Source organism: Streptomyces triculaminicus, from assembly GCF_017349075.1.
In the GTDB taxonomy this organism is placed as follows: Bacteria; Actinomycetota; Actinomycetes; order Streptomycetales; family Streptomycetaceae; genus Streptomyces; species Streptomyces triculaminicus.
The window spans coordinates 239,363-264,499 of record NZ_JAFMOF010000001.1 but is presented as its reverse complement, the minus strand read 5'-3'; the positions used below and the strand labels follow the sequence as shown (position 1 = coordinate 264,499).

The following is a 25,137-nucleotide window of genomic DNA, read 5'->3' as shown; positions in this document are numbered from 1 at the left end:
ATTTTCCGCTGTGGAAAGTCGGGTGAAAGGCCAGGTGGGAGCCCGATGGGGCGAGGGAGGGCCCGGCGGGAGCCCGGTGGAGAGGGAGGGCCTGGCAGAGAGGGGGAATCCGGTGCGGTCAGGCCGGAAGGCCGACCCACACCCCGGCGAAGGCCGCCCCCACCCCGCACGTCACGCTCGCGGCCGCGTTGAGGACGGCGTAGCCCCGCGCCCCGTCCTCGGTCAGGCGCAGCGTCTCGTACGAGAAGGTGGAGTACGTGGTCAGGGCGCCGCACAGGCCCGTGCCCAGGAGCAGGCGCAGGTGCCCGTCGGGCAGGGCGCCGGCCAGCAGGCCCAGGACGAAGCAGCCCGTGACGTTGACCGCGAACGTCCCCCACGGGAACACGGAATCGTGACGGGACTGGACGAAACGGTCGGTGAGGTAGCGCAGAGGGGCGCCGAACATGGCGCCGGCGATGACGAGGAGCCAGTTCACGCGGGAGTCTCCGGCGGAATCTCGACCTCGTCGAGGGTGATCAGGCCACCCGATCCCGGCCCGGTCAGTTCCCGCAGGACCGGCAGGAAGGCCCGTACGCGCTCGGCCGTGTCCACGATCACCACCGCCACCGGCAGGTCCTCGCTCAGCGACAGCAGCCGGGAGGTGTGGATCCGCGAGGAGGCCCCGAAGCCCTCGATGCCGCGGAAGACGCTCGCACCCGCCAGGCCGGCCGCGTGGGCGCGATGGACGATCTCGGAGTAGAGCGGGCGGCCGCCCAGGCCGCCCGAGCCCGCCGCCGTGTCCGACTCGCCGACGTAGACCGTCAGCCGCAACGCCGTGCCGGGTGCGGGCATTATCGGGCCCTCCGCGCGATCAGGCGCCGGGTCGCCGTCGCCGCGGTCCACACCGCCGCCATCGCCGCGCCGAGCGTCGCGGCCGCGTACGCCGCCGCCGTCCCCGCGTGGCCGTCCCGCACCAGTTCCTCGATGTCCACCGCGTATGTCGAGAAGGTCGTGAAGCCCCCCAGCACCCCTGTTCCCAGGAACGGCCGCGCCAGCCGGTGCGGGCTGCCCGCCTCCGCGATGGTCACCAGCAGCACTCCGATCAGCGCGCACCCGACCGCGTTGACCAGCAGTGTCGTCCAGGGGAAGGCGCCGCTCGGCGTCGGCCACAGCAGCCCGGCGCCGTAGCGGGCGGTCGCTCCCGCGGCGCCGCCCAGCGACACGGCGCAGAGCACTGGCCACTGCCCCGGCGCCCCGCGCCGTCGGGCGGGCGCGGGCGCGGCGCCCGCCCGTGCCACCGCCCCCGGCTGCGTCGTACCCATCGCCTCAGGCTAGCCCAGCGCTGCCCGCGCCATCGGTCCGCCGGGCCTCGGACCATCGGTCCGCCGGGCTTTCAGACCATCGGGCCGACGACCGTGGCCAGGCAGGCCTCCGCGCGGTCGGCGTCCATCAGCCATTCCTGGTAGTCGGCCGGGTCCGCGAAGCCGTTGACGTAGCGGTGGGCCAGCTCCGGATGCCGGGCGGCGGCCGCCAGGACGTGCTGGACGTGGTCGGGCAGCGGAGCGTCCAGCACCATGTTGGTGAAGGCCGTGGTGTGCCGGGCGTGGTCCCACCAGCCGGCGAACGTCTCGTGCATCCACGCCCGGTCGAACGGCCGATCGCCCCGCTCCAGCACCGAGCCCAGATAACGTTCCGCGCAGCGGGCGGCGTTGTTCGCCCCCTGGCCGGTGATCGGGTCGTTGAGGACGACGGCGTCCGCCATGCCGAGGACGTACGCCCCCGGGGCGACCTCCGCCACCGGATGCCGCACCACCGGCGTCAGGCTCCCGGTCAGCCACGCCCCCGGGTCCGTCGGTTCGGCGCGGGCGAAGAGTTCGTACTCCCAGGGCGCGTACGAGCGCAGCAGTTCCAGCGAGCGCAGCAGCGTCGCGTCCGGGCCCGAGACGTCGCCCCAGCAGTCGAAGGGGCCGCCGGGATGCCCCTCCCAGAGCAGGATCACGCACGGCCCCGAGCCCGTCAGCGCCGGCAGCACGAAGAACTCCCCGGCCTCCGGGAAGCCCCACATCCGCAGATAGGACGGCGGCAGCCCGGGGTCGGGCGCGGCACCGTGCAGGTAGACGCAGGCCAGGGTGCGCTTGGGGCCGGCGTACGGGCTGTGCCGGTCGTCGCGGCCGAACACCTGGCCGAGGGGGCCGTATCCGGTGGCGACGACCGTCAGGTCGTGACCGGCGGCGAGCGGCGCCAGATCGTCGGGGGCGACCTCCCGGTATTCCACCCGGCCGCCGCGGTGCTCGAACAGCTCCAGCCAGTGCGCGGTCTTCACCCGCTGGTCGACGGACCGCGCCGGCTCGTCGAGGGCGGCGGTGATGGTCCGCTCCGGGACGGGCACGCCCGGCGGGTCCACCGGACCGATCCGCAGGCCGTCGATCCGGGGCGTCGACTCGTCCCACATGTTCAGGGCCGCCGACCGCTCCAGGGCGAGCGCCGGACCGTACATCAGCTGGGTGGACATCACCCGCCCCCCGCGCACGGCGTCGGGTGTGCGCGCCGAGACCACGGTCACCTCGTAGCCGCCGGCCGCCTGCAGTCCCAGGGCCAGCTGCAGTCCCGCCTGGCCCGCGCCGACGATCGCAATCCTGCGCATGGTTGCCTCCGAAAAACCGGATTCCGTGGCTCGCCCCCGATGTAACCGTCCACGGCGCACGCTGTACAGACGGCACGCGAGTGGCGCCCCAACCGTCACCCGGCTCCGGGGATGGCAGGAAAACGGCGCTTTCGGCGCGCTGTGCCGGGGTAGTCGTCTGGCCGGTCACCTTCCGCCGTCTTCCGCTTCCGAGAACCGTCGAGAACGGAGCCACCCGCCCGTCGGGGTCGGTGAAGGCCGCAGCCGATCCATGGAGATACGCGATGACGAAGCAACCCCAGCCGCCCCATCCGGTGGCGCCTCGAACGGTGTCACCCCGGCTTCAACGGGCGAGAATGCTCGACCGGGTCGAGGAACGGCTGCGCACCGTCCTCGACGAGGAGCACCACCGCTGGCGCACCGCGGACGCGCGCGGCGCCGGGCTCGTGGAGTCCCTCGCGGAATTCGTGGCGGCGGGCGGGGACCGGGCCCGCCCCCTGGTCTTCCTCACCGGCTACCTCGCGGCCGGCGGCGACCCGGACGCCTCCCGGGCCGTCGACGCCGCAGCGGCCCTCGAGCTCCTGGACACCTGCACCCTCATACGGAGCGACGTCCGCGACAACGCCGCCCTGCGCCGGGGCATGCCCACCCTCCACGTCAGCCGCGCCGCCGAGCACGAGCGCGGCGGCTGGGCGGGCGAGGCCAGGCGCTTCGGGGAGTCCACCGCCACCCTCGCCGGGGACCTCGCCCTCGCCCACGCCGACCGCCTCATGGCCCCGCTGCCCGCCGAGGCCCGGCGGATCTGGGACGAGCTGCGCACGGAACGGGCGATCGGCTCGTACAGCCACCACGCCATGACCGCCGAATACCTCGACGACCCCTGGCCCGGGCGCTGTGTGACCGGCTGCGACGTGGGCTGCGCCGCGGGGTGGTACGCCCTGCGCCACCCGCTGCGGCTGGGCGCGGCGCTCGCCGGGCGGCCGGACCTCGACGGCCCCTACGAGGCGTACGCCCGGTCGTTGCACGCCGCGTGGCGGCTGCGGGGGTTCCTCGACGGCGGTCCGGAGTACGCGTGGGACGCCCAGCTGCTGCGGGAGATCCTGCTGGAGCCGGAGGAGCACGACGTGGCCGAGGAGCTCATCCAGGAGCTCGTCGAGCGCGCCTGCCGCACGGCGGAGTCGCTGTCGCTGGCCGCCGGCTGGGGCGAGGAGCTGGCCGCGTTCGCCGACCGGGTCGCGTCGCAGGACGGGTGAGCTCCGGCGGCGCCCGGCGCGCCCCCCGCGGGGCACGCCGGACGCCCCGCCCCTACTCCGGCACGACGGCGGGTGCCACGGACCGGTCGGCGGCCGTCGTGGTCCCGTCGGAGGCCGCCCGGTGCGTCGCGGGCACGGCGATGGCCGTCACGATCAGGCCGTCGTGCACGCGCCAGCGGCCGCTGAAGCCCGCCAGCCGGTTTCCGGTCGCCGCCAGCAGCGGCGCCGGGTCGATGAGGCGCGCCGTGAACGTCTGCGCGTCGGGGTCCACCTCGACCACGGCGTCCTCGAAGTCCAGCCAGAGGCCGGTGAGCGGGAACCACGCCTTGTAGACGCTCTCCTTGGCGCTGAACAGCAGCCGGTCCCAGTGCACGCCCGCGTGCCGGGCGGCCAGCCGCGCCAGCTGCCCGCGCTCCTCGGGTCGCGTGACCAGCCTGCGGACTCCCGCGTTGGGCAGGGGCTGGTGGGGTTCCGCGTCCAGTCCTATGGTCATCACGTCGCGGGCGTGCGCGACCGCCGCCGCGCGGTAGCCCTCGCAGTGCGTCATGCTGCCGATGACCCCGGCCGGCCACCGGGGCGCGCCGCGCTGCCCGGGCAGGATGGGGGAGGGGGCGAAGCCCAGCCTCCCCAGCGCGGCGCGGGCGCAGGACCGTACCGTCGTGAACTCCTTGCGCCGCTTGTCCACCACCTTGGTCAGCAGCGCCTCCTCCTCGGGGAAGAGAGGCGGAGGGTCCACCGGGTCGTGGAAGGACTCGGCGGACTCGACCGCCGACGGGAGCAGCGCGCCGATCAGTTCCGCCGGCCGTGACGCCGCCCGAGACATCTCACCGTGATTCACGGAAGGAACCCTGCCAGCCCGGAAGCCGGTGCGGAAACCCCCATTTCCGTTCATCGGTGCGCATTGGCATCACTCGAACGCTTCATGAACGAAACCTTTGTGCCCCCTACCCGTTGATCCGGGCTCCCGGCCGTCACCGACCGGGTGCTCGTCCCGTACGACCAAGCAAAGGTGTCTCCCCATGTCTCGTATCGCCAAGGCAGCAGTCGTCACCGCCGCCGTGGGCGCCACTCTCGTCGGCGTGGCCGGCGGCGCGGTCGCCGACGCCGGAGCCAAGGGTGTGGCGGCCGGTTCTCCCGGTGTCATCTCGGGCAACGTCATCCAGGTGCCGATCCACATCCCGATCAACATCTGCGGCAACTCCATCGACATCGTCGGCCTGCTGAACCCGACCTCCGGGAACATCTGCGTCAACAGCTGACCGGCGATCGTCCGACGCGGTCGATCCGCGGCTCCGGGGTGCGCTCCCCGACCCGGAACCGTCCCGCGCGTATGGCGCCCCCGACGCTCCGTCGGCGGGCGCCATGCGCCGTCGTGCGCCCGGCCCGTAGGATCACTCCTCCCGGCCGCGGAGGGGGCGGAACCGGGGCGGGACCGGGCGAGTTGGGGGCTGGGGCGTCATGGGCGACGGCAACGACAACACCATCGGGGGCGGCACGTTCCACGGCACCGTGGTGCAGGCGCGGAACGTGCACTATCACTCCACCGCCCCCACACGGCGGGCCCCGCGGCTGCTGGACGCCGCGCCGGAGGTGTTCGTCGACCGCGATCCGGTCTTCGAGATCCTCGCGCGCGCGGCCGCCGAACGGGCCGGGCGCACCGCCCCCCTGGTCGTCGTGGTCACCGGACTGCCCGGCATGGGGAAGACCGCCACCGCCCTGCGCTGGCTGCACCAGCTCGCCGCCGACTTCCCCGGCGGCCACCTCCAGGCCGACATGAGCCCGCAGGGCCCGCTCAGACCCCGCGACCCCGTCGCCGTACTCGAGGGCTTCGTACGAGAACTGTCCGACCGTCAGGACGACCGCCCGGCCGGCCCGGACGAGCTCGCCGCCCACTACCGGTCGCTGACCGCGGACGCGCCCGCCCTCGTGCTGCTCGACAACGTGGTCACCGCCGGCCAGGTACGCCCCCTGCTGCCCGGCCACCCCGAGAGCGTGGTCGTCGTCACCAGCCGCTCCCCGCTCACCGGTCTGCGGGCCTCCCACCCGCGCACCCTGGCGGTGCCGCTGCGGGCGCTGGACGCGGCGGCGGGCGCCGACCTCTTCCACACCGTGGCCGGGCGCCCCGACGTCCTGGACCGGCCGGCACTGGAGGACGTCCTGAGCGCCTGCGCGGGGCTGCCCCTGGCCGTGCGGATCGCGGGCGCCCGCGCGGGTGAACTCCTCGATTCCGGGGAGGATCCGGCCGTACTCGCCCGCGAACTCATCGACCGCCGCACCCGTCTGGAGGCGCTCGCCGTGCCGGACGACCTCTCCGTTCCGCAGGTCTTCGACGCCGCTCACGCCTCCCTGCCGGAAGGGGCGGCCGCGCTCTACCGGGCGCTGGGCGCGCACCCCACACCCGAGTTCTCGCGCGAGCTCGCGCGGCGCGTCGCCGACGCTCTGGACGCCGACGCGGAGACCGACGTACGGACGCTCGTGCGCGAGGGACTGCTGGAACCGGCCGGTACGGGGCGCCTGCGGATGCACCGGCTCGTCCACGACCACGCGCGGGCCGCCGCCACGAGCGCGGAGACCGAGGCGGCGGTGGGCCGGTACGCCGACTGGTACCTGCGGCGGGCCGCCGCCGTCGAGCGGCTGACCTCGTCCCGGTGGCGCTACGGCCCGCTCTTCGCGGGCCCCGGAAGCGACGACGGCGCCGGGCACGCGTTCCGGGACGCCGAGGAGGCGCTGGACGCCCTGGAGGCCGACCGTGCCAATCTGGTGGCCGTGGCCGAACTCGCCCACGGCACGCACCGGTACGCACAGACCTGGCAGCTGTGCGAGGCCCTGCGCGGCTTCTTCTTCCGCCGCAAGTACCACGCGGACTGGATCGCCGTCTGCCGGCTCGGCCTGGCCGCGGCCGAGCGGTGCGACGACCCCCTCGCCGTGTCCCGCATGCACCTGGAGCTGGCCTTCGCCTGCACCGACGCCCGGGACGAGCGGGCCGCGGAGCACTACCGGCACTCCCTGCGCCTGGCCTCGGCCGCCGGGCACGCGCGTACCGTGTCGTCCGCGCTGGAGGGGCTGGGGCTGCTGGCGCTGGCCGCGGACGACCCCGCCGCGGCTGCCGAGCACTTCGGGCGCGCGGTGGATGCGCTGGACGGCATCGACCACCCGCGGGGCCGGGCCCTGCTGACCCTGCACCTCGGGCGTGCCCTCGCCGCCGAACGCCGTCACGAGGAGGCGGCGAGCCTGCTGCTGCGCGCCCGCGACCTCTTCGCGGCACTGCCGGACCCCTTCAACGAGGCCAAGGCGCTGTGGCACTACGCGCATGCACGCGTGCGTGCCGATCGCTCCGACGAGGCGGTCGCCCCGCTGAACGAGGCGGCCGGGCTGATGCAGACGTGCGGGGCCCCGGAGGAGCAGGCCGGCATCCTGCTGCTGCGGGGCGACGTCGCGGCCGGTCGCGGCGAGCGGGAGGCCGCCGAGGCGGACTGGCGGACGGCGGCGGAGCTGTACGACCGGGTGGGCAGCCCCTTGGCGCGTACGGCGCGGGAGCGGCTGGGCGGCTGAGGTCAGCCCGCCGGGCGTTCGAGGACGCAGGGCAAGCCGGCCACGGTCACCACGACGCGGTCGCCGTCCGGCAGCGCGTACAGCGCCGACGCGGCGACGGCGACGGGGTCCGGCGGCGCCGCGCCCGTCCACCGGGCCGTCGTCCGCCCGCCGTCCCGTGTGAACGCCACACAGCTGTTCGCCTGCTCTCCGGCGAAGGCCGCCAGCCAGCACCCCGGATGCTCTCGGAAGACCCGCTCGGCGGCCTCTCGGAACGTTTCACCGCGCGCCGGCGGGCGGGCCAGCACGACGTCGGCCGTGCGGGACCAGCGGGAGTCGGGCTCGCCCTCGGCGGTCACGAGGTGGGGGTCGGGCAGGTGGCCGGTGACCGCGTCCTGCAGGGCGGCGGGGTAGCGGCGGAGCTCCAGCCCTCCGTCGGCGGTGCTACGGGCGTCGGCGTACGCGGCGGGAGCCACCGGCTCGTGGCGCTCGGCGGGGAGCGGCAGGGGCAGGGCGACGGGGCGGGGACGGCGGGCTGCTCCGGTTCGGGCAGCTCCATGCGGGAGTAGTACAGGCGGCGCAGCAGCTCGGCCGACCGCATGGGCCGGGAGGTGACCAGTGCGCCGATGCCGTCGAGCCGTTCGTCGCCGGCCCGGCCGGCGGCCGCGCGGGCGAGCTGCCGCTCCAGGGGGACGTCCGGCGCCACGCGGGCCAGCGCCGCGCCCAGCCGGTCCATGGGCGAGTCCTTCGCCACCACGTCCTCCCCGAACGCGCCGAGCAGCCCGGGCACGCCGAGCGCGGCCGCGTACAGGGTCAGCGAGCCGTGGTCGCCGGCGAACGCGTCGGCCGCCACGAGCGCCGCCTTCCAGACGTCGGTATCCGGTGACGGCAGGATGAGCCCGGCCCGCAGGAAGGGCGCCAGCCACGCGCGGAGCTGCCAGCCGCCGTGCCCGTACCAGACGTTGGGGTGCACGGCGGCCAGGACGCGGTACTCGTCGGACGGCAGCTCGGCGAGCGCGCGGCGCACGAGGTCCATGTTCGCGCCGAGGAGGGAGTGCGGGCCCCAGGTCGAGGTGAGGACCAGCAGCTTCTGTCCGGGGCGCAGGCCGAGCGCGGCGCGGTACTCCTCCCGGAAGGGGAGCGAGGCGCGCAGCCGGTCCATGCAGGGGTCTCCGGCGACGACGGAACGGGGCACGGCCTCCGGGCAGCCGCGGCGCAGGCGCTCGCGTTGTTCGTCGTGGGAGAGGACGATGGCGGAAGGAATCAACTCGCCGTCGTGAGTGAGCCATTCGGCATCAAGGCCGAAGGCCTCCGGTTTCCGGTTTCCGGTTTCCGGTTTCCGGTTTCCGGTTTCCGGTTTCCGGTTTCGCTGCAAGTATTTATTGTACCCGGCGCCGTGCGGGGCGCCGACGAGCGGCGCGTCGATCTTCTGCAGTTCGCCACCCCGGCTGCTGCTCACGGCGAGGTCGAATTTCTCGCCGAGGGCCATCTCCCAGGATATGCAAGGAAGTTCGCGGGCGGTCATGAATTCCCGTATCCCCGCCTCGAACGCAGACGACCCCGTGCAGGTGAAGACGACCTGGACGCGCGGATCGCCCTCGAACGGCTCCAGCAGGTCCAACAGCCGTGTCGCAGAGGTGACGTTGTGGATGACGCCCAGGACCGTGCGCACGGGAGAGGCGGTCGTCCAGCGCGCGGCGTCGTCCCTCAATGGGACGTACGAGACCCGGGATGCTCCTGTGTCCGGCACCGCCGCTCCTTGATCTCGCCTGCTCCGACCCCGCAGACGATACCGGCCGCCTCTGGGGTGATGGCGATGCGTTGTTCGATCATTACTTTGTGTATATATGCAAGTTCGTGGGGGAGTGTGTAGGCGAGGGGGCGGATATGGAGGCTGGTGGTTCGGCATCGAACAGGGCTCAGGAAGCCCGGCGGCACGAGCGTGAGCTGCGCGAGCAGTTGCGGGCCGCGCAGCAGGAGGCCCGGCGGTGGGAGGCGGCGAGCGAGGGCGAGCGCAAGGTCGCGGCCCAGCTGCTGATGCTCACCCGGCGCGGCTGGCGGCTGCTGGTGGACCGGCGGTGGCCGGGGACGCGCGCGGCCAACGTCGACATGTTGCTGGTCGGGCCCGGCGGGGTCTTCGTCATCGACGTCAAGAACTGGCGGGCGGCTCCCGGCGCCGCCGACGGTCATCTCACCGCCGGCCGCCAGCGGCGCGACGGCGAGATCGGCAAGCTCCTGGCCGTGACGCGGGTGGCGGAGGTGGCGCTGGCGCCCCTGGGCCTGTCGCCCGTGGCGGTCCAGCCGCTGATGGTCTTCGCGGGCCGCTCCTTCGACGGCACGCTCGACCGCGTACGGCTGCTGGGCGAGCGGGAGGTGGGCCCCGCCCTGCTGGCCGAGCGCACCCGGTTGGGAGCGGCCATGGTGTGTGCGATCGCCGACCACCTGGAGGTGGTGTTCCCGGCGTACGAGGGCTCGTACGTCCCCGAGGAGCCGTCCGTGCCCTCCGCCGATTCCGGCCGCCCGGCCCCCGACGGCGGGGGCACGTCCGACGCCGCCTCCGGCGACACGGCCGACGACAACGCCCTCTTCGACATCGCGAGCCTGTGCGACGCGGCCATGGACGCCGCGCGCCGCGCCCCCGTCGAACGGTGGATGACCTTCCTGCACCCCGACCAGGTCGCCCTCGTACGGCGCAACTGGTCCGGCCCCGCGCGCGTGAGCGGTCCGGCGGGCACCGGCAAGACCGTCGTGGCGCTGCACCGCGCCGCCCATCTCGCCCAGCGCACGACCGGGCGGATTCTGTACGTCACCTTCGCCAGCAATCTCCCGCGCGTCCAGGGCACGTTTCTGCGGACGATGGCACCGGCCGTCGCCGACCGGGTGGAATTCCGCAGCCTGCATTCCTGGGCGCGGAAATTCCTCGCCGAGCGCGGAATTCCGCACCGGCTGCACGGCGGCCGGTCGGAGGACGCCTTCAGCAGGGCCTGGGTGCGGTGCGGCCGGCCCAGCGTCCTCGCCGCTCTCGACCCCTGCCCGCGCTATTGGCACGAGGAGATCGACTGCGTCATAAAGGGACGCGGCATCACGGGTTTCGAGGAATACGCGACGCTGCGGCGCCAGCGACGCCGGGCCGCCCTGCGCCGCCCGCACCGCGAGGCGGTCTGGGCGCTGTACGAGGAGTACGAGCGCGTCCGCCGCGCGCGCGGCGTGCACGACTTCAACGACATCCTCAGCCTGGCCCTCGCCGAGGCCCGTGCCCGGCCGGGACGCTCCCCGTACGCGGCGGTCATCGCCGACGAGGTGCAGGACCTCACGCTCGTCGGGGTGCGCCTGCTGCACGCGCTCGTCGGGGACGCCCCCAACGGGCTGCTGCTGGTGGGCGACGGCCAGCAGGCCGTCTATCCCGGCGGCTTCCGGCTCTCGGACGCCGGCATCGACGTGCGCGGCGACCGCGGGCAGGTGCTGCGGACCAACTACCGCAACGCCCAGCAGATCCTCGACGCCGCCCTCGCGGTCGTGGCGGACGACGCCTTCGACGACATCGACGGCACCCGCCTCGCGGGTCTGCGCGACGTCGACCGCACCTATCACGGCGGTCAGGTCACCCGGTCCGTCTCCGGCACGCCCGCCGAGCACGACGACGCCCTTCTGGCGGCCCTGCGCGCTCGTGGAGAGGCCTCCTGGCCCGACTCGGCCGTGCTCTGCCGCTCCCGCCGCGAGACGGCCCACTACCAGCGCCTGCTGGCCCGGGCGGGAATCCCGTTCTGCTCCCTCGAGCGCTACGACGGCCGGCCGGTCGCCGCCGTGAAGGTGGGCAGCTACCGCCGGGCGAAGGGCCTGGAGTTCAAGCACGTCTACCTCCCGGACCACGAGCCCGCGCCGGCCATGCCCTCCGTCGCGGCCCCGGTGACGGCCTCGGTCACGTCCTCCGGCATGTCCGCCGTCAGGCCCTCTGCCGCGCCCTCCGCCACGTCCACGCGCGCGTGCACCGTCGTCGGAGACGAGGACATCGCCCTGGAGCGCGCGGAACTCTCCCGGACCCAGCTCTTCGTGGCGATGACCCGGGCCAGGGACAGCCTCTGGCTGGGCTCGGTGGCGCGTGGTTTGAGCGACGTGTCATAGCGGTGTCAGCGGACCACGCTTGGATGAAACGGACCACACGTCGAAATCGATGCAAAGGGGCGGCGGGCGTGCGATCCGCGTTCCGAGGGAGAAACCATGTACAAACCGAGCCACGCGCGCCTGTGTGAGGAGATCGCCGAGCAGAGCGGGCACCTCGCCAAGGCGCTCGCCCGCCTCGACTTCGCCGGGCGGATCGATACCTGCCCCGGCTGGACCGCGGCCCACCTCATGGGCCATATGCACACGGCCTTCGTCTGGGCGACGGGGATCCTGACGAGCCCGGGTGCCGAGTTCCACCCGCCCCACGTGTTCCTGCCCGAGATCCCCGAGGGCGCTCTCGACCCCGCGATGCCGTGGTCGCACTACGTCGACGCGCTCGCTCGCGCGTACCTGAACGCCCCGTCCGGCGAACGGGCCGTCGAGGAGCGTCTGGTCTCACCGGTGACGGACTCCGCCGACGCCTTCGTCGCCGCCCTGCAGGAGAGCGGACCCGACGCGCCCGCCTGGACGACCTACGGCGAGCCCCGGTCCCGGTTCTGGGCGACCTGGGGTGCGCTCGAGGCCGCCGTGCACCGCGCCGACGCCGACATCGCCCTGGGCGTCGAGCCCCGGCTCGACCCGGACGTGGCCCTGAACAGCCTGAACTTCTGGTTCACTTCGATGGGCGAGCCGGGTGTCGCCGCGTTCCTCAACCCACGGGTGGTGGATCTGCGCCGCTCCGGCGAGCTGATCCTCTTCCAGGGCGACGGCACTTCCCCGTCCCGGTCCGGGCAGTGGCTGCTGCGCCTGTCGCCCTCGGGCCCCGCCATCGTCGCTCCCGACAGCGGCCGCCCGGACGTCACCGTTCGAGCGCCGGCCGATCAGCTGCTGCTGCTGAGCAAGCGGCGGCTGCCCGTCACCGCCCCGGGGATCCGCGTCTCCGGTGACGTCAGCCTGGTGCATCACTGGCTCGACCACGTGCTGGCCTAGCCGGCGTCCGGCGACCTCGGCCCGGCCAAGGCGTCGCGCGGCGAAAACCCCTCCCGCCCGGGAGGGGTGAAGCGCCGGCTTATCGGTTGACGGCGAAATTCTTGTCGATCCGCTCGTGCAGCGCGATGCCGACCGCGACCGAGACATTCAGGGACTCGGTCGAGCTGATCATCTGAATCGATACCGAGGACGAGGACGCGTCCTTGAAAAGATCCGAAGGTCCGCCCTTTTCGCTGCCGAACAGCAGGGCCAGACGCTCCTGCTTGCCGCCCAGGTCCTTCACCGTGAGTTCGCCGTCGGCGTCGAAGACCATCAGCGACATTTCGCTGTCCCGAATGAAGGCGACCGCGTCCTCTCGATCGGCGAGGACGATGGGAAGCGAGAAGACGTAGCCGCGGCTGGCCCTCAGCAGGCGCCGGTCGGCGATGCTGGTGAGATCGCTGTCGACCAGCACGATTCCCGCGGCACCGAGCGCGAGCGACGTGCGCACGATCGCGCCGATGTTGCCGACGATCTTCACGCCGTCGAGCACGACGACGTCCCCGCCCCGCTTGGCGATGTCGCCGAACCTGGCCGGGCGCGGAACGCGGGCGAGGCCGAAGGTCTTGGCCTTCCGCTCCCCCTTGAACAACTGGTTGACGACCGACGAATCGACGAGGCGTACGGGAATGTTCCGCTGCTTGCACAGATCGAGCAGCTCGGGAGAGATCGGGCTGCTGTCGCTGCCGTATACCTCGATGAATTCCACCCCCGCATGGATGGACTGCATAAGGGGCTCGACGTCCTCGATCAGCGTAGTCCTGATGTTGGACCTCGAAGGCTTGGTGACATCGATAATTCGTTGAATCGCGGGGTCGGAGATATTTGCGATCGTGTCCAACTCAGTCATGCGTTGATCCTAACGGCTCCGGGGTGCGGCGATGCGGTAGCGAGCGACGGCCGGCCCCGCGCCCGTCGGGTCGCTCTCGTCGCGGTCCGTGACCATGCGGAGGGGAGGGAGGGGGCGGAGGCGGTGGGCCCCGCCGCCCAGCAAAACGCCCCTCCGGGGAAGAGAGGCGCGGAACATGGAGCGAGCGCCCCCGGCAGGACTCGAACCTGCGGCCAAGCGCTTAGAAGGCGCCTGCTCTATCCACTGAGCTACGGGGGCCGGTTGTACGGCGGTCGCGGACGGCTGAAGCCCCGGGCTCGGTGGTGCCGTGACCTTGCCGGGGACAAGGATAGGGCTCCGCGTACCTCGTCCCGGTTGCTTCACCTCCGTGACACGATGTGGAGGTTCGGTGAAGCGGTCCTGATAATCGCAGGCAGGTGCGAATTTCGCATCGTTTTTGACGCCCCGGGCGCCGGGTGTTGTGTACTCGTTATGCCTGAGCCCCTTGCGCCACGCCTCGCGCGCCAGGGGCTATACGCTTCAAAAACACACCAGAATTGGGCATTCTGCACGTGTGGCGACCTTGGACGTACGGCCCCGACTGCTTGACGCGCTGTCCGCACTGCGTGATCGCGTGGACGCCGCACGCTTTCCGCTCCCCCTCCCCGGCGCAGCACGTGCCCGCCGGAACCGGGCCGAGCTCCTGGCGCAGCTCGACGATTACCTGGTGCCCCGCCTGTGCGCCCCCGAAGCGCCGTTGCTGGCGGTCGTGGGGGGCTCCACGGGGGCGGGCAAGTCCACTCTGGTCAACTCGCTTGTGGGGCGCCGGGTCACTGAGGCGGGGGTGCTGCGGCCGACGACTCGCACGCCTGTCCTTGTCTGCCATCCGGACGATCATCACTGGTTCGCCGGATCGCGGGTGCTGCCCCGGCTCCAGCGGGTGTGGGTGCCGATGCAGGAGTGCGCCGCGGCGGCGTACGAGGCGGAGGCGATGGACGACGACGTGTCGGCGGATGCCATGGAGCACGAGCCCTTCGCCCTGCGCATCGAGACCGACCGCGCCCTCCCGCGCGGGCTCGCCCTCCTCGACGCACCTGACATCGACTCACTTGTCGAGCACAACCGTGACCTTGCCGCCTCGCTGGTCTGCGCCGCCGACATCTGGGTGCTTGTCACCACCGCGACCCGGTACGCCGACGCGGTGCCCTGGCATCTGCTGCGTACGGCCAAGGAGTACGACGTCACGCTCGTCACCGTGCTGGACCGGGTGCCGCATCAGGTGGCCGTCGAGGTCTCCCGGCAGTACGACGCCATGCTGGAGCAGGCCGGGCTGGGCGACGTGCCCCGCTTCACCATCCCCGAACTGCCCGAGTCGGCCGACGGCAGCGGGCTGTTGCCCGCCACCGCCGTGGCGGGACTGCGCGCCTGGCTCGCCCAGCGGGCCGAGGACCCCGCCGCGCGGACGGTGGCGACCGCCCGTACCGCCCGGGGCGTGCTCTCCTCGCTGGGCTCGCGGCTGCCGGGCCTCGCCGGGGCCTCGGCGGTGCAGCACGCGGCGGCCGTCCGGATGCTGCAGAGCGTGGAGGAGGCGTACGGGCGCGCGGTCGAGCGCGTCCGGCGTGAGATCGCGGCGGGGGAGGCGCTCGCCGGCGACGCGCTGACGCACTGGCGCGGGCATCCCCACGACAGCACCCCCGACGAACTGCTGAACGCGCTCACCGGCTCCGTCATCGCCCTGCTGACCTGTGCCGCCGACGCCGCCGACGAGGAGATCGCGGCGGCCTGCGGCGGCGACCCGGCGGCCGAGGCGGCGCTCGCGCCCCGCGACCCGGACGGTGCGAGCGGGCGCGTCGGCGTGGCCGTGCGCCGGTGGCGGCGCTGCCTGGAGGAGATCGCCCAGGAGGAGGTGCGGGCGGCGGAGCGCGACCGCGGCAACGAGGCGGAGAAGACCGCCGCGTTGCTGGCGGCGGCGCTGCTGGGCGGCGGCCGGGCGAGTGCGGCGGGGGACTCCCTGGCCAGGACGCTCGGGGCCGGCGCCGCGCTGCGGCTGCGCGACCGGGGCGGCGACCTGCTGTCCGACTGTCTCGAACGGGTCCTCGAAGGCGAGCGGGACCGCAGGACGGCCCCCCTCGAGGCCCTCGACCTGACCCCTGAGCATCAGGTCGAACTCATCGCGGTGCTGTCCCTACTGCAGAAGGAGAGATGACCGCCGTGCCGTCAGCAGACGAGGTGGGCCGCTTCTGGAACGACGGTTTGATCGCACGCCGCGGCCGGCCGGACGGCGGCTCCCGCCCGGGAGCCGAACCCGAGCGGCCGGTCCCGGTCGCCGCTCGCCCCCTGGTGCCCGCGGGCCCCCGGGTGACGACCTCCCCCGCCGGCCAGGCCCTCAGGCCCCGGCTCGACGCGCTGCGCGAGCTGGTGGGGCTTTCGAGGGCCCGACTGGACCGGCGCACGCTCGCTGAGGCGGGCCGGGTGCTGGAGGAGGCCGCGGCCCGCCACCGGCACTCACTCGACCTCACGGTGGTGGCCCTCGCCGGGTCCACCGGCAGCGGCAAGTCCTCCCTCTTCAACGCCCTCGCGCGGGCCCAGCTCTCGGAGGCGGGGGTGCGCAGGCCGACGACGGCTACGCCCTTCTCCTGCGCCTGGACCGACCGCGCCGACGGACTGCTCGACCGCCTCGGCATCCCCGCCCGGGCCCGCCGCCAGCCGGTCCGGCCGTACGACCCGGCGCTGAGCGGCCTGGTCCTGCTCGACCTGCCCGACCACGACTCGGCGGCGGTGGGCCACCGTGAACAGGTGGACCGGCTGCTGGGGCTGGTGGACGCGGTGATCTGGGTGGTGGACCCGGAGAAGTACGCGGACGCGGTGCTGCACGAGCGCTATCTGCGGCCCCTGGCCGGCTACGCGGAGGTGACGTTCGTCGTCCTCAACCAGGTGGACCGGCTGTCCACGGACGCGGCGGACCAGGTCCTGGACGACCTGCGGCGGCTGCTCGACGAGGACGGGCTGGCGCTGGGCGAGCACGGCGAGCCGGGGGCGGCGGTGCTGGCCCTGTCCGCCCTGACGGGCGAGGGGGTCGGTGAACTGCGCGAGGCCCTGGGCGCGTTCACCAGCCGGCGGAGCGCGGCGGAGCTGCGGCTGACGGCCGACGTGGACGGGGTGTCGGCGCGGCTGCGCAGGGCCTATGTGGCCGACGGGCGGCCGGGGCTGACGGAACGGGCGCGACAGGAGTTCGAGGACCGGCTGGCGGAGGCCGTGGGGGCCCAGGCCGCCGGGCTGTCGGCGGAGCGGGCCTGGCGGCGGGACGCCGAGCGGGCGTGCGGCACGGCCTTCAAGCGGGTGCGCGGCTGGCACGACCGGCTGTTCCTGGGCGCGCGCGCCCGGCACCACACCGCCGACGACACCGAGCCCGTCGGCTACGCGGCGCCGCAGCGCCGCACGGCCTCCCGGCCGCTGGTGGAACGGGCCGTACGGGCGCTGGCGTACGAGGCCTCGGCCGGGCTGCCCGGCCCCTGGGCACAGGCGGTGCGCGAGGCGGCGGCGCGGGGCGCGGAGGGCTGGCGGAGGCGCTGGACGAGGTGGCGGCGGTGGCCGCGGAGACGGCGGCGACGTGCGTCGGCGGTACGGCGCGGGCGGTACGGCCCCGCTGGTGGGCGGCGATCGCGGCGGGGCAGGGGTGCTGCTGGCGATGCAACTGCTGGGGGCGGCGTGGCTGGTGGGCATGTTCACCGGGGACTTCGGCGGGCCGTGGTGGCTGCCGGCGGAGCTGCTGGCCGGCGGCAGCCTGGGCGGCCCCGTCCTGGCGTGGTGCGGCCGGATCGCGGCGCGGGGGCCCGCGCGGGGCTACGGGCTGGAGACGGAGCACCGGCTGCGGGGCGCGGCGGCGGGGTGCGGGCGGGCCCGGGTGCTGGAGCCGGTGGCGGCCGAGCTGCTGCGGTACCGCGAGGTGCGGGCGCAGTTCGTGATCGCGGCCGGAGAGGCGTAACGAGAGAGGCGTAGGAGTTCTGGCGGTACGGGCGGTGTTCGCGTGGGGGAGGCGGTTGTCCACAACCGGTACGTCGTCCACAGCCCCCGGCGGGATCTGGACGTCGCGGGCACCATGAGATCCGAGACGACGACGGGGGAGGCGTTCCGGATGAACGAGACAGTGGTGACGGTCGTGGGCAACGTGGCCACGCAGCCCGACTTCAGGGAGGCGGCGAACGGCTCGGCCGTCTCGCGCTTCCGCCTCGCGGCGACCGTGCGCCGCTGGGACCGGGAGCGGGAGGAATGGGAGGACGCGTACACCAGCTTCTACACGGTGTGGGCGTGGCGCACGCTGGCGGCGAATGTGGTGGGTTCGGTGTCCGTGGGGGAACCGGTCATCGTCCAGGGAAAGTTGCGAATTCAGGAGCAGGAGCGCGAGGGAAAGCGCTGGCTTTCGGCCGACATTGACGCCGCGTCGATCGGCCACGATCTCACTCGCGGTACGTCGGCATTCCGCAGAGTGTCACCGGCGCGGCCGCTCCCGGTCGAGCCGGTGCGGTTGGCGGGCGCGGGGCCGGGGGCGCTCCCGGTGGCGCCGACGGGGGCCCGCGACCCGGCCGGGACTGCGGTGATGCCCGGCCCGGCGTTGACGACGCCCCTGTGAAATGAGCGCTTTGTCCCGGTGATTTGTCGATAATTCCGGGTCCGGTACGCCTATGCGATAACGATTCCGATTCGGATCGGTGATGCGAAGGCATGTGCGGGGGGCGGGTTCTGAGCGCTCCCTAAGATCCTTCTCCATAGCAACGGGGGCTTCTGAGTTTTGAGTTGCCCGGTGGGGCGCGCCCCCGAAGGTCCGCACCGGCCTTCGCGCGAGGCGCCCACCCGAAAGGAAATCCATGAACTCTGTAAAGAGGCGGGGCGTGACCCGCCTTGCCGCGGTGATTCTGACGACGGGTCTGGCGGCGGGCGGCACCGTCGCCACGGCGGGCGGCGCGTCGGCCGACGAGGCGCCGCAGAACCAGGGCGGCGTGATCGCCACCCTCGGCCGCATCACGGCCGGCGGCGGGGCCGTCGTCCACGACCGGCGCAAGACGGGCAACGTCATGGCCGGCCTGTTCGAGATGAAGGTCGAGGGCGGGGGCGCGCTCCAGACGTACTGCATCGACATCCTCACCAACACGGTCGACGGCGCGAAGTACAAGGAGACCGGCTGGAACGAGTCCTCCCTGCACGCCAACAAGAACGCGGGCAAGATCCGCTGGATCCTCCAGCACTCCTACCCGCAGGTCAACGACCTCGCCGCGCTCGCTACGACCTCCGGCGCCGGCACGCTCGACGCGAACACCGCGGCCGCCGGTACCCAGGTCGCCATCTGGCGCTACTCCGACAACGTCGACGTCGAGGCGAAGAACCCGGCGGCGGAGAAGCTCGCCGACTACCTCTACAAGAGCGCCGAGAACGTCGAGGAGCCCAAGGCCTCCCTGACGCTCACCCCGCCCGCCGTCTCGGGCCGGTCCGGCCAGAAGATCGGTCCCGTCACCGTCCACACCAACGCGAGCAGCGTCACTGTCGCCCCCTCCGGTGACGCCGCGGGCCAGGGCGTGAAGGTCGTCGACAAGGCCGGCAAGCCGGTCACCTCGACGGGCAACGGCGGCGAGCTCTACTTCGACGTCCCGGCCGGCGCCCCCGACGGGTCCGTCACCCTGAAGGCCACGGCCGCCACCAAGGTCCCGGTCGGCCGCGCCTTCATCGGCAACCACACCAAGACCCAGACGATGATCCTGGCCGGCTCCAGCGAGAGCACCGTCTCCGCCGCCGCCACCGCGAACTGGGCCACCAAGGGGGCGATACCCGCCCTCAGCGCCAAGAAGAACTGCGAGAAGGGCGGTGTGGAGATCACCGCCGACAACAAGGGCGACCAGCCCTTCACCTTCGAGCTGGAGGACCGGAAGCACACCGTGCGACCCGGCGGCTCCGAGACCGTCCTGGTGAAGGTCGGCGAGGACCAGGCGTACAAGTTCACGATCACCGGGCCGAACGGCCTCTCCAGAACGTTCTCCGGAATCCTGGACTGCAAGACTGCCGAGACCGGCAGCACCGGCGGCTCGACCGGCGGCACCGCCACGCCCTCCGCCACCCCCACTCCGGCGTCGGGCAAGACCACCAGCGGCACCACCACCGGCACCTCCGGCTCGGCCACCGGCGGTGACCTCGCCACCACGGGCAGCAGCAGCGCCACGCCCGTCATAGCGGGCGTGGCCATCGCTCTCGTCGTGGTCGGCGGCGGCGCGGTCTTCCTCCTGCGCCGCAAGAAGACGGTCGGGGGCGAGTAGCGCCCGGCGCGCCGACGCGGCCGCACGGCCGGTGACCGGGGGAGATCCCACGGTCACCGGCACGTCGCCCGCAACGCGTTTCCGCCAAGGGCTTCCCGTACGGCAAGATGGGGTGTATCTGCCCTCACTGCGGCGGAGCCGCACATTGGCCCTTCTCGAATGCCGGACGGTTTCTCTTGGCTGAGTACATCTACACCATGCGCAAGACGCGCAAGGCGCACGGCGACAAGGTCATCCTTGATGACGTGACGCTGAGCTTCCTGCCCGGTGCGAAGATCGGTGTGGTCGGCCCCAACGGTGCCGGTAAGTCCACCGTCCTCAAGATCATGGCCGGTCTGGAGCAGCCGTCGAACGGCGACGCGTTCCTGTCGCCCGGCTTCAGCGTCGGCATCCTGATGCAGGAGCCGAAGCTCGACGAGACCAAGACGGTGCTCGAGAACGTCCAGGACGGCGTCGCCGAGGTCAAGGGCAAGCTCGACCGGTTCAACGAGATCGCCGAACTGATGGCGACCGACTACTCCGACGCGCTGCTCGACGAGATGGGCAAGCTCCAGGAGGAGCTGGACCACTCCAACGCCTGGGACCTCGACGCGCAGCTCGAGCAGGCCATGGACGCGCTGGGCTGCCCGCCCGCCGACTGGCCGGTGGTCAACCTCTCCGGTGGTGAGAAGCGCCGCGTCGCGCTGTGCCGCCTGCTGCTGGAGGCCCCCGACCTGCTGCTCCTCGACGAGCCCACCAACCACCTCGACGCCGAGTCGGTGAACTGGCTGGAGCAGCATCTCGCCAAGTACGCGGGCACCGTCGTGGCGATCACCCACGACCGCTACTTCCTCGACAACGTCGCCGAGTGGATCCTCGAGCTCGACCGCGGCCGCGCGATCCCCTACGAGGGCAACTACTCCACCTACCTGGAGAACAAGGCCTCCCGCCTGAAGGTCGAGGGCCAGAAGGACGCCAAGCGCGCGAAGCGCCTCAAGGAAGAGCTGGAGTGGGTCCGCTCCAACGCCAAGGGCCGCCAGGCCAAGTCCAAGGCGCGTCTGGCCCGTTACGAGGAGATGGCGGCCGAGGCCGACAAGATGCGGAAGCTGGACTTCGAGGAGATCCAGATCCCGCCGGGCCCGCGCCTGGGCTCCGTCGTCGTCGAGGTCAACAACCTCTCCAAGGCGTTCGGCGACAAGGTCCTCATCGACGACCTGTCCTTCACCCTGCCGCGCAACGGCATCGTCGGCGTGATCGGCCCGAACGGCGCCGGCAAGACCACGCTCTTCAAGATGATCCAGGGCCTGGAGAAGCCGGACTCCGGCTCCATCAAGGTCGGCGAGACCGTCAAGATCTCGTACGTCGACCAGAGCCGCGCCAACATCGACCCGAAGAAGACGCTGTGGGCCGTCGTCTCCGACGAGCTGGACTACATCAACGTCGGCCAGGTCGAGATGCCGTCCCGCGCCTACGTCTCCGCGTTCGGCTTCAAGGGCCCGGACCAGCAGAAGCCGGCCGGCGTGCTCTCCGGCGGTGAGCGCAACCGCCTCAACCTCGCGCTCACCCTCAAGCAGGGCGGCAACCTGCTGCTCCTCGACGAGCCGACCAACGACCTCGACGTCGAGACCCTGTCCTCGCTCGAGAACGCGCTGCTGGACTTCCCCGGCGCCGCGGTGGTCGTCTCCCACGACCGTTGGTTCCTGGACCGAGTGGCCACGCACATCCTGGCCTACGAGGGCGAGTCCAAGTGGTTCTGGTTCGAGGGCAACTTCGAGTCCTACGAGAAGAACAAGATCGAGCGCCTCGGCGCGGACGCCGCCCGTCCGCACCGTGCCACCTACAAGAAGCTGACGCGGGGCTGATGCACCGGCTGTGCTTCGCCGACGCCGGGGAGGCGGCCGACCTGGCCGCCTTCCTGGCCCGGCTGATCCACTACGACCGGGCCGCCGCCGTCCGGCTGCAGGCCGGCGGCGGCGTGCTCGGCGTCTTCGGCCGCCCGCCGTCCTTCGAGGTCCTCGCGATCCGCACGGCCCGCCTGGCCACCGACGTCACCCTGGACGTGACCGTCTCGGCCGGACAGCTCGCGGACGCGCTCGACAACGGCGACCCGGCTGCCGACGGCGGCCTGGAGGCCGTGGTGCCCGAGGCCGTCACCGGCCCGCCCTGGGCCGGCGTCCTGCCGCCGCGCGGCGGCTGGCGGCGCGTCGAGCCCTTCCCCGGTGCCCAGGATGTACGGGGCGCGGTCGCGGCCGCCGTCGCGGAGTTCCGGGCCCGGGACGAGGCGCTGCCCGAGCAGCACCGCACCCGTGCCGAGCGCGAGCGCATCGGCCGGGAGATCTGGTCGCGCACCCTGGGCGACACCGGGCTGCCTCTGCGTGCCGTGCACGCCGCCCAGTCGCTGGGCTTCCTGCGTCCTGCGGGGGCGCGGGAGCGGGAGTCGCACCAGGCCGTGGCGAGCGTCGCGGCCGGTGCCGCCGTCCGCGCCGCGGGCGCGACGGCCCTGGCGCCGGAGCCGCTGGCCCTCTTCGCCGCACGCGGCTGGCTGCGGCTGCGCACCCCCTACGGCTCGGTGGCCGTGCGGACGAGCGGCCTGCGGGACCTGACGGTCACCCCCGCCTGACGGCACGGACGACACAAAGGTCACGGACTCACGGAGTCACGGACGCCCGGGGCGGTTCAGCCCTGGGTGTTGACCATGGAGGCGGCGGCGTAGGTCATATAGCCCCACAGCTGCCGCTCCAGCTCGGGCGCGAGCCCGAGCTCGTCCACCGCGTCCCGCATGTGCCGCAGCCAGGCGTCGTGCGCGGCGCGGTCCACCGTGAACGGCGCGTGCCGCATCCGCAGCCGGGGGTGGCCGCGGTTCTCGCTGTAGGTGCGCGGGCCGCCCCAGTACTGCATCAGGAAGAGCACCAGGCGCTCCTCGGCCGGGCCGAGGTCCTCCTCCGGGTACATCGGCCGCAGCAGGGGATCGCCGGCCACACCCTGGTAGAAGCGGTGGACCAGGCGCCGGAAGGTCTCCTCGCCGCCGACCTGCTCGTAGAAGGTCTGCTCCTGAAGCGTGCCGCGCGGAATCTCATTCACCCCTCCATGGTCTCAGACCACCCGGCGGAGGACCGGCGGCTTAGGACTCTCCCGCCGCTCCCGGCCCCTCAGCCCCGCCGGACCGTGATCGTCGTCCACGCCCCCACGTGCACCCGGTCGCCGTCCTGGAGCGGAACGGGCACATAGGGCTGGATCGGGTCCTCGGAACCGTTGACCGTGGTGCCGTTGGTGGAGTCCTGGTCGACGACCGCCCAGCCGCCGTCCGGCTGCTGCACCAGCATGGCGTGCTGGTGCGAGACGCCGGGGTCCTCCGGCGGGCGGGACAGGTCGATGTCCGGGGACTCGCCCGTGCTGTGCCGGCGGCGGCCGATGGTGACCTGGTGGCCGCCGAGCGGGAAGCGCAGCTCGGGGGAGTAGGCGGGCAGGTTCAGCCCCGACGCCTCCGGGCCGCTGCGGTTCATCATCGACAGGAAGTACTCCCGGTCGGGCGTGATGACCGCGACCCAGACGCCGCCCTGCGCGGGCACCCCGGGCGGCGGTACGGGCCGCGGGGCGCCCTCGGCCGGGCCGCGCTCGCCCTGGTGCTCGTAGGAGTACGGGGAGGGGGCGGCGGCCTGGCCCGGGACGGGCGGGGGCAGCACCCAGTCGTCCTCGCCGAAGACCTGCGGCTGCTCGTGCGGGACCAGCGGCTCGGCCGGGCGGTTCACGCGCGACGGGCGGGAGCCGTGGTAGTCGAAGCTCTGCGGCGGCTGGGCGTGCTGCGGCGGGGGCGGCGGCGCCGACTGGAAGCCCTGGACGGGCTGGGGCGGCTGGGCGTAGGGGTTCGCCGTCCGGGTCGCGAAGTTGTAGCGGCACTCCTCGCAGAACGGCGCCTGCGCCTCCCGGGGCGTACGGCACTGGGGGCACAGCTCCGCCTGGACGGTGACGTCGCCGCCGGCGGCCGGGAAGCCGTAGCCGCCCGTGCCGGGCGGCGGGGAGGACGGCGGCGGAGGCACGACAGGCGCGGGCGCGCCGGCCTCCGGCATCCGGTGGCCGCACACCTCGCACCAGTCTTCGGCACCCGACTGATGGCCGTTCGGGCAGGTCGGCATGGCGGTGGATTCCCCCTCGTCACTTCTTGACGCGAACGGTCTTGGTGGAGCGCGTCTCGAGCGTCATCTCCGCTTCCTCCGAGACCTTCGTCTTCAGCCGCACAGTACCGTTCGCCGCGTCCACGACGTCCACCACCTTGGCGAGCAGTTTCGCGGTGTCCTCATGGCCCGAGCGGCTGGCCAGCTGCACCGCGCGGCCGAGCTTCGCCGTCGCCCCGTCGACGTCCCCGGACTTGCGCAGGTCCAGCCCCTGCTGGATGGCCTGGGCCAGTTCGGCCTGGCCCGTGTAGTGCGCGACCTGCGGGTTGATGGACGTGGACGCGGCCAGGTCGTCCGTCCACACCGCCCGCACCAGCCCCTGCGCGAGGACGTGCGGCGAGGCGCCGTCCGGGGTGGGCAGCACCAGCGAGACCCGGGCGGCGAGCATCTCCTGGCCCACGTGGGCGCTCGGCACCCGCACGCACACGTGGTAGTCCCGCGACTCGTCGCCCCAGGAGCCGGTGGGGTAGTCGCTCGCGCGCGGACCGGCCGCGGACCGGCGGTCCGTCAGTTCCTCGACGGTGGGCGCCATCTGCTTGACGAAGAGCACCTCGGCGCCCTGCGGGGTCCACAGCCGCAGCGAGACGTCGCCGACCTCCTTGCCCATGACGGTCTCCATCATCGACGTGAAGTCCGCGGCCAGGGCGGCCGGGTCGGCGACGATGTCGGCGCTGCCCAGCAGGGCGGAGGCTATGCCCGTGACCTCCTTGACCTCCCAGTCGGTGCCCACGCCGCGCGCGTCGCAGGTGAACCGGCCCGCGCACGCGTCCAGCGACGCCCGCAGCGCCTCCGGCTCCTCGTGCTCGTTGCGCCCGTCGGTGAGCAGGATGCCGTGGCGTATGGAGGCGTCGGAGGAGGAGAGCAGCCGGTCGGCCAGGCGCAGCCAGGTGCCGATGGCCGTACCGCCGCCCGGGCCGAGCTTACGCAGGGCCTCCTTGGCCTGGCCGCGGGTGGTGGCGTCGGCCACCGCCAGCCGCCCGCCGCCGGGGTAGACCTCGCGCGCCTGGTGGGTGCCGGCGACGACGGCGAAGGCGACGCCGTCGCGCAGCGCGTCGATGGCGGCGGCCGTGGCGTCGCGGGCGTTGCGCATCTTGGCGGGCGGGTAGTCCATCGAGCCCGAGCAGTCGACCATGACCACGACCGCCGCGTCGGGGGCGTGGCCGCCGGGCGAGAAGGAGCCGGGGGACAGGGAGCCGGAGGGGAGCGACGGCTCGCCGGGGCCGCCGGCGGCGGTGACCGTGACGATCGCGTTGACCTCGCGGCCGCCCTCGGGGAGGTTGACGTTCTGGTACACCTCGACCGAGAACCGCGGCACGCTCGGTGGGGACATACTGGCCAT

Annotated in this window: 21 protein-coding genes, 1 tRNA gene and 1 pseudogene; 11 read left to right on the top strand and 12 right to left on the bottom strand. The window is 73.2% G+C overall.

Annotation, left to right across the window (positions count from 1 at the left end; genetic code table 11):
• Window positions 1-118: 118 nt before the first annotated feature.
• The 4 genes from crcB to J1792_RS01285 form a co-directional block, all read right to left on the bottom strand.
• A complete protein-coding gene (gene crcB / locus J1792_RS01300) occupies window positions 119-475 on the bottom strand; it encodes a fluoride efflux transporter CrcB (protein WP_086573227.1) in 357 nt (118 codons plus the stop codon).
• The gene (locus tag J1792_RS01295; RefSeq protein ID WP_086573229.1) at window positions 472-831 is read right to left on the bottom strand and encodes a DUF190 domain-containing protein; all 360 of its coding nucleotides are present in this window, start codon (window positions 829-831) and stop codon (window positions 472-474) included. The genes crcB and J1792_RS01295 overlap by 4 nt, the downstream gene beginning before the upstream one ends.
• Window positions 831-1,301, bottom strand: coding sequence for a fluoride efflux transporter FluC (locus J1792_RS01290; RefSeq protein ID WP_086573230.1), 471 nt, complete (start codon window positions 1,299-1,301; stop codon window positions 831-833). Before J1792_RS01290 ends, J1792_RS01295 begins: the two co-directional genes overlap by 1 nt.
• A gap of 71 nt (window positions 1,302-1,372) precedes the next feature.
• Window positions 1,373-2,623 carry a styrene monooxygenase/indole monooxygenase family protein gene (locus J1792_RS01285; protein ID WP_207246490.1) on the bottom strand — a complete coding sequence of 417 codons (1,251 nt, stop codon included), beginning with the start codon at window positions 2,621-2,623 and terminating at the stop codon, window positions 1,373-1,375.
• A 263-nt stretch (window positions 2,624-2,886) separates the two neighbouring features.
• Between J1792_RS01285 and J1792_RS01280 the strand changes: the two genes are divergently transcribed.
• The gene (locus tag J1792_RS01280) at window positions 2,887-3,855 is read left to right on the top strand and encodes a polyprenyl synthetase family protein (RefSeq protein WP_242645415.1); all 969 of its coding nucleotides are present in this window, start codon (window positions 2,887-2,889) and stop codon (window positions 3,853-3,855) included.
• Window positions 3,856-3,907: 52 nt separating this feature from the next.
• On the opposite strand, the gene J1792_RS01275 is transcribed toward J1792_RS01280, so the two are convergent.
• Window positions 3,908-4,648 carry a 4'-phosphopantetheinyl transferase family protein gene (locus J1792_RS01275; protein WP_086573239.1) on the bottom strand — a complete coding sequence of 247 codons (741 nt, stop codon included), beginning with the start codon at window positions 4,646-4,648 and terminating at the stop codon, window positions 3,908-3,910.
• 226 nt (window positions 4,649-4,874) lie between these two features.
• Between J1792_RS01275 and J1792_RS01270 the strand changes: the two genes are divergently transcribed.
• Complete coding sequence (locus J1792_RS01270; RefSeq protein WP_086573235.1) at window positions 4,875-5,114, top strand: chaplin; 240 nt, start codon at window positions 4,875-4,877, stop codon at window positions 5,112-5,114.
• Between the two features lie 199 nt (window positions 5,115-5,313).
• On the top strand, window positions 5,314-7,407 hold the full coding sequence (locus J1792_RS01265; RefSeq protein WP_207246489.1) for a tetratricopeptide repeat protein: 2,094 nt from the start codon (window positions 5,314-5,316) through the stop codon (window positions 7,405-7,407).
• A gap of 2 nt (window positions 7,408-7,409) precedes the next feature.
• Here the strand turns inward: J1792_RS01265 and J1792_RS01260 are convergent, their stop codons facing one another.
• Together J1792_RS01260 and J1792_RS01255 are read right to left on the bottom strand one after the other, a co-directional pair.
• Window positions 7,410-7,745 carry a hypothetical protein gene (locus tag J1792_RS01260; RefSeq protein WP_207246487.1) on the bottom strand — a complete coding sequence of 112 codons (336 nt, stop codon included), beginning with the start codon at window positions 7,743-7,745 and terminating at the stop codon, window positions 7,410-7,412.
• Window positions 7,742-9,136, bottom strand: a complete 1,395-nt coding sequence (locus J1792_RS01255; protein WP_207246485.1) for a hypothetical protein — start codon at window positions 9,134-9,136, stop codon at window positions 7,742-7,744. The genes J1792_RS01260 and J1792_RS01255 overlap by 4 nt, the downstream gene beginning before the upstream one ends.
• Window positions 9,137-9,273: 137 nt before the next feature.
• Between J1792_RS01255 and J1792_RS01250 the strand changes: the two genes are divergently transcribed.
• Window positions 9,274-11,508 carry a nuclease-related domain-containing DEAD/DEAH box helicase gene (locus J1792_RS01250; protein WP_207246483.1) on the top strand — a complete coding sequence of 745 codons (2,235 nt, stop codon included), beginning with the start codon at window positions 9,274-9,276 and terminating at the stop codon, window positions 11,506-11,508.
• A gap of 96 nt (window positions 11,509-11,604) precedes the next feature.
• On the top strand, window positions 11,605-12,477 hold the full coding sequence (locus J1792_RS01245; protein WP_086571843.1) for a maleylpyruvate isomerase family mycothiol-dependent enzyme: 873 nt from the start codon (window positions 11,605-11,607) through the stop codon (window positions 12,475-12,477).
• Window positions 12,478-12,556: 79 nt separating this feature from the next.
• Here J1792_RS01245 and nshR read toward each other — a convergent pair whose 3' ends face one another.
• Together nshR and J1792_RS01235 are read right to left on the bottom strand one after the other, a co-directional pair.
• The gene (nshR, locus tag J1792_RS01240) at window positions 12,557-13,366 is read right to left on the bottom strand and encodes an NshR/TsnR family 23S rRNA methyltransferase (RefSeq protein ID WP_086571842.1); all 810 of its coding nucleotides are present in this window, start codon (window positions 13,364-13,366) and stop codon (window positions 12,557-12,559) included.
• A gap of 185 nt (window positions 13,367-13,551) precedes the next feature.
• A tRNA-Arg gene (locus tag J1792_RS01235) sits at window positions 13,552-13,624 on the bottom strand.
• A gap of 304 nt (window positions 13,625-13,928) precedes the next feature.
• Here J1792_RS01235 and J1792_RS01230 point away from each other — a divergent pair.
• The 6 genes and pseudogenes from J1792_RS01230 (at window position 13,929) to J1792_RS01205 (ending at window position 22,246) form a co-directional block, all read left to right on the top strand.
• Window positions 13,929-15,551 carry a dynamin family protein gene (locus J1792_RS01230; protein ID WP_086575361.1) on the top strand — a complete coding sequence of 541 codons (1,623 nt, stop codon included), beginning with the start codon at window positions 13,929-13,931 and terminating at the stop codon, window positions 15,549-15,551.
• Window positions 15,548-17,330 (top strand): annotated as a pseudogene (locus tag J1792_RS01225) (GTPase). Before J1792_RS01230 ends, J1792_RS01225 begins: the two are co-directional and overlap by 4 nt.
• 42 nt (window positions 17,331-17,372) lie before the next feature.
• Window positions 17,373-17,975, top strand: coding sequence for a single-stranded DNA-binding protein (locus J1792_RS01220; RefSeq protein WP_372446055.1), 603 nt, complete (start codon window positions 17,373-17,375; stop codon window positions 17,973-17,975).
• Between the two features lie 235 nt (window positions 17,976-18,210).
• A complete protein-coding gene (locus tag J1792_RS01215) occupies window positions 18,211-19,647 on the top strand; it encodes a Cys-Gln thioester bond-forming surface protein (RefSeq protein WP_207246482.1) in 1,437 nt (478 codons plus the stop codon).
• Between the two features lie 176 nt (window positions 19,648-19,823).
• Window positions 19,824-21,488 (top strand): energy-dependent translational throttle protein EttA, encoded by a 1,665-nt coding sequence (gene ettA, locus J1792_RS01210; RefSeq protein ID WP_086573617.1) that lies wholly within the window; start codon window positions 19,824-19,826, stop codon window positions 21,486-21,488.
• Complete coding sequence (locus J1792_RS01205) at window positions 21,488-22,246, top strand: DUF8010 domain-containing protein (protein ID WP_086573619.1); 759 nt, start codon at window positions 21,488-21,490, stop codon at window positions 22,244-22,246. The genes ettA and J1792_RS01205 overlap by 1 nt, the downstream gene beginning before the upstream one ends.
• A gap of 56 nt (window positions 22,247-22,302) precedes the next feature.
• Here J1792_RS01205 and J1792_RS01200 read toward each other — a convergent pair whose 3' ends face one another.
• The 3 genes from J1792_RS01200 to J1792_RS01190 form a co-directional block, all read right to left on the bottom strand.
• Complete coding sequence (locus J1792_RS01200) at window positions 22,303-22,707, bottom strand: globin (RefSeq protein ID WP_086573620.1); 405 nt, start codon at window positions 22,705-22,707, stop codon at window positions 22,303-22,305.
• Window positions 22,708-22,775: 68 nt separating this feature from the next.
• The gene (locus J1792_RS01195; RefSeq protein ID WP_207246479.1) at window positions 22,776-23,759 is read right to left on the bottom strand and encodes an FHA domain-containing protein; all 984 of its coding nucleotides are present in this window, start codon (window positions 23,757-23,759) and stop codon (window positions 22,776-22,778) included.
• A gap of 19 nt (window positions 23,760-23,778) precedes the next feature.
• Window positions 23,779-25,137, bottom strand: a complete 1,359-nt coding sequence (locus J1792_RS01190) for a vWA domain-containing protein (RefSeq protein WP_086574645.1) — start codon at window positions 25,135-25,137, stop codon at window positions 23,779-23,781.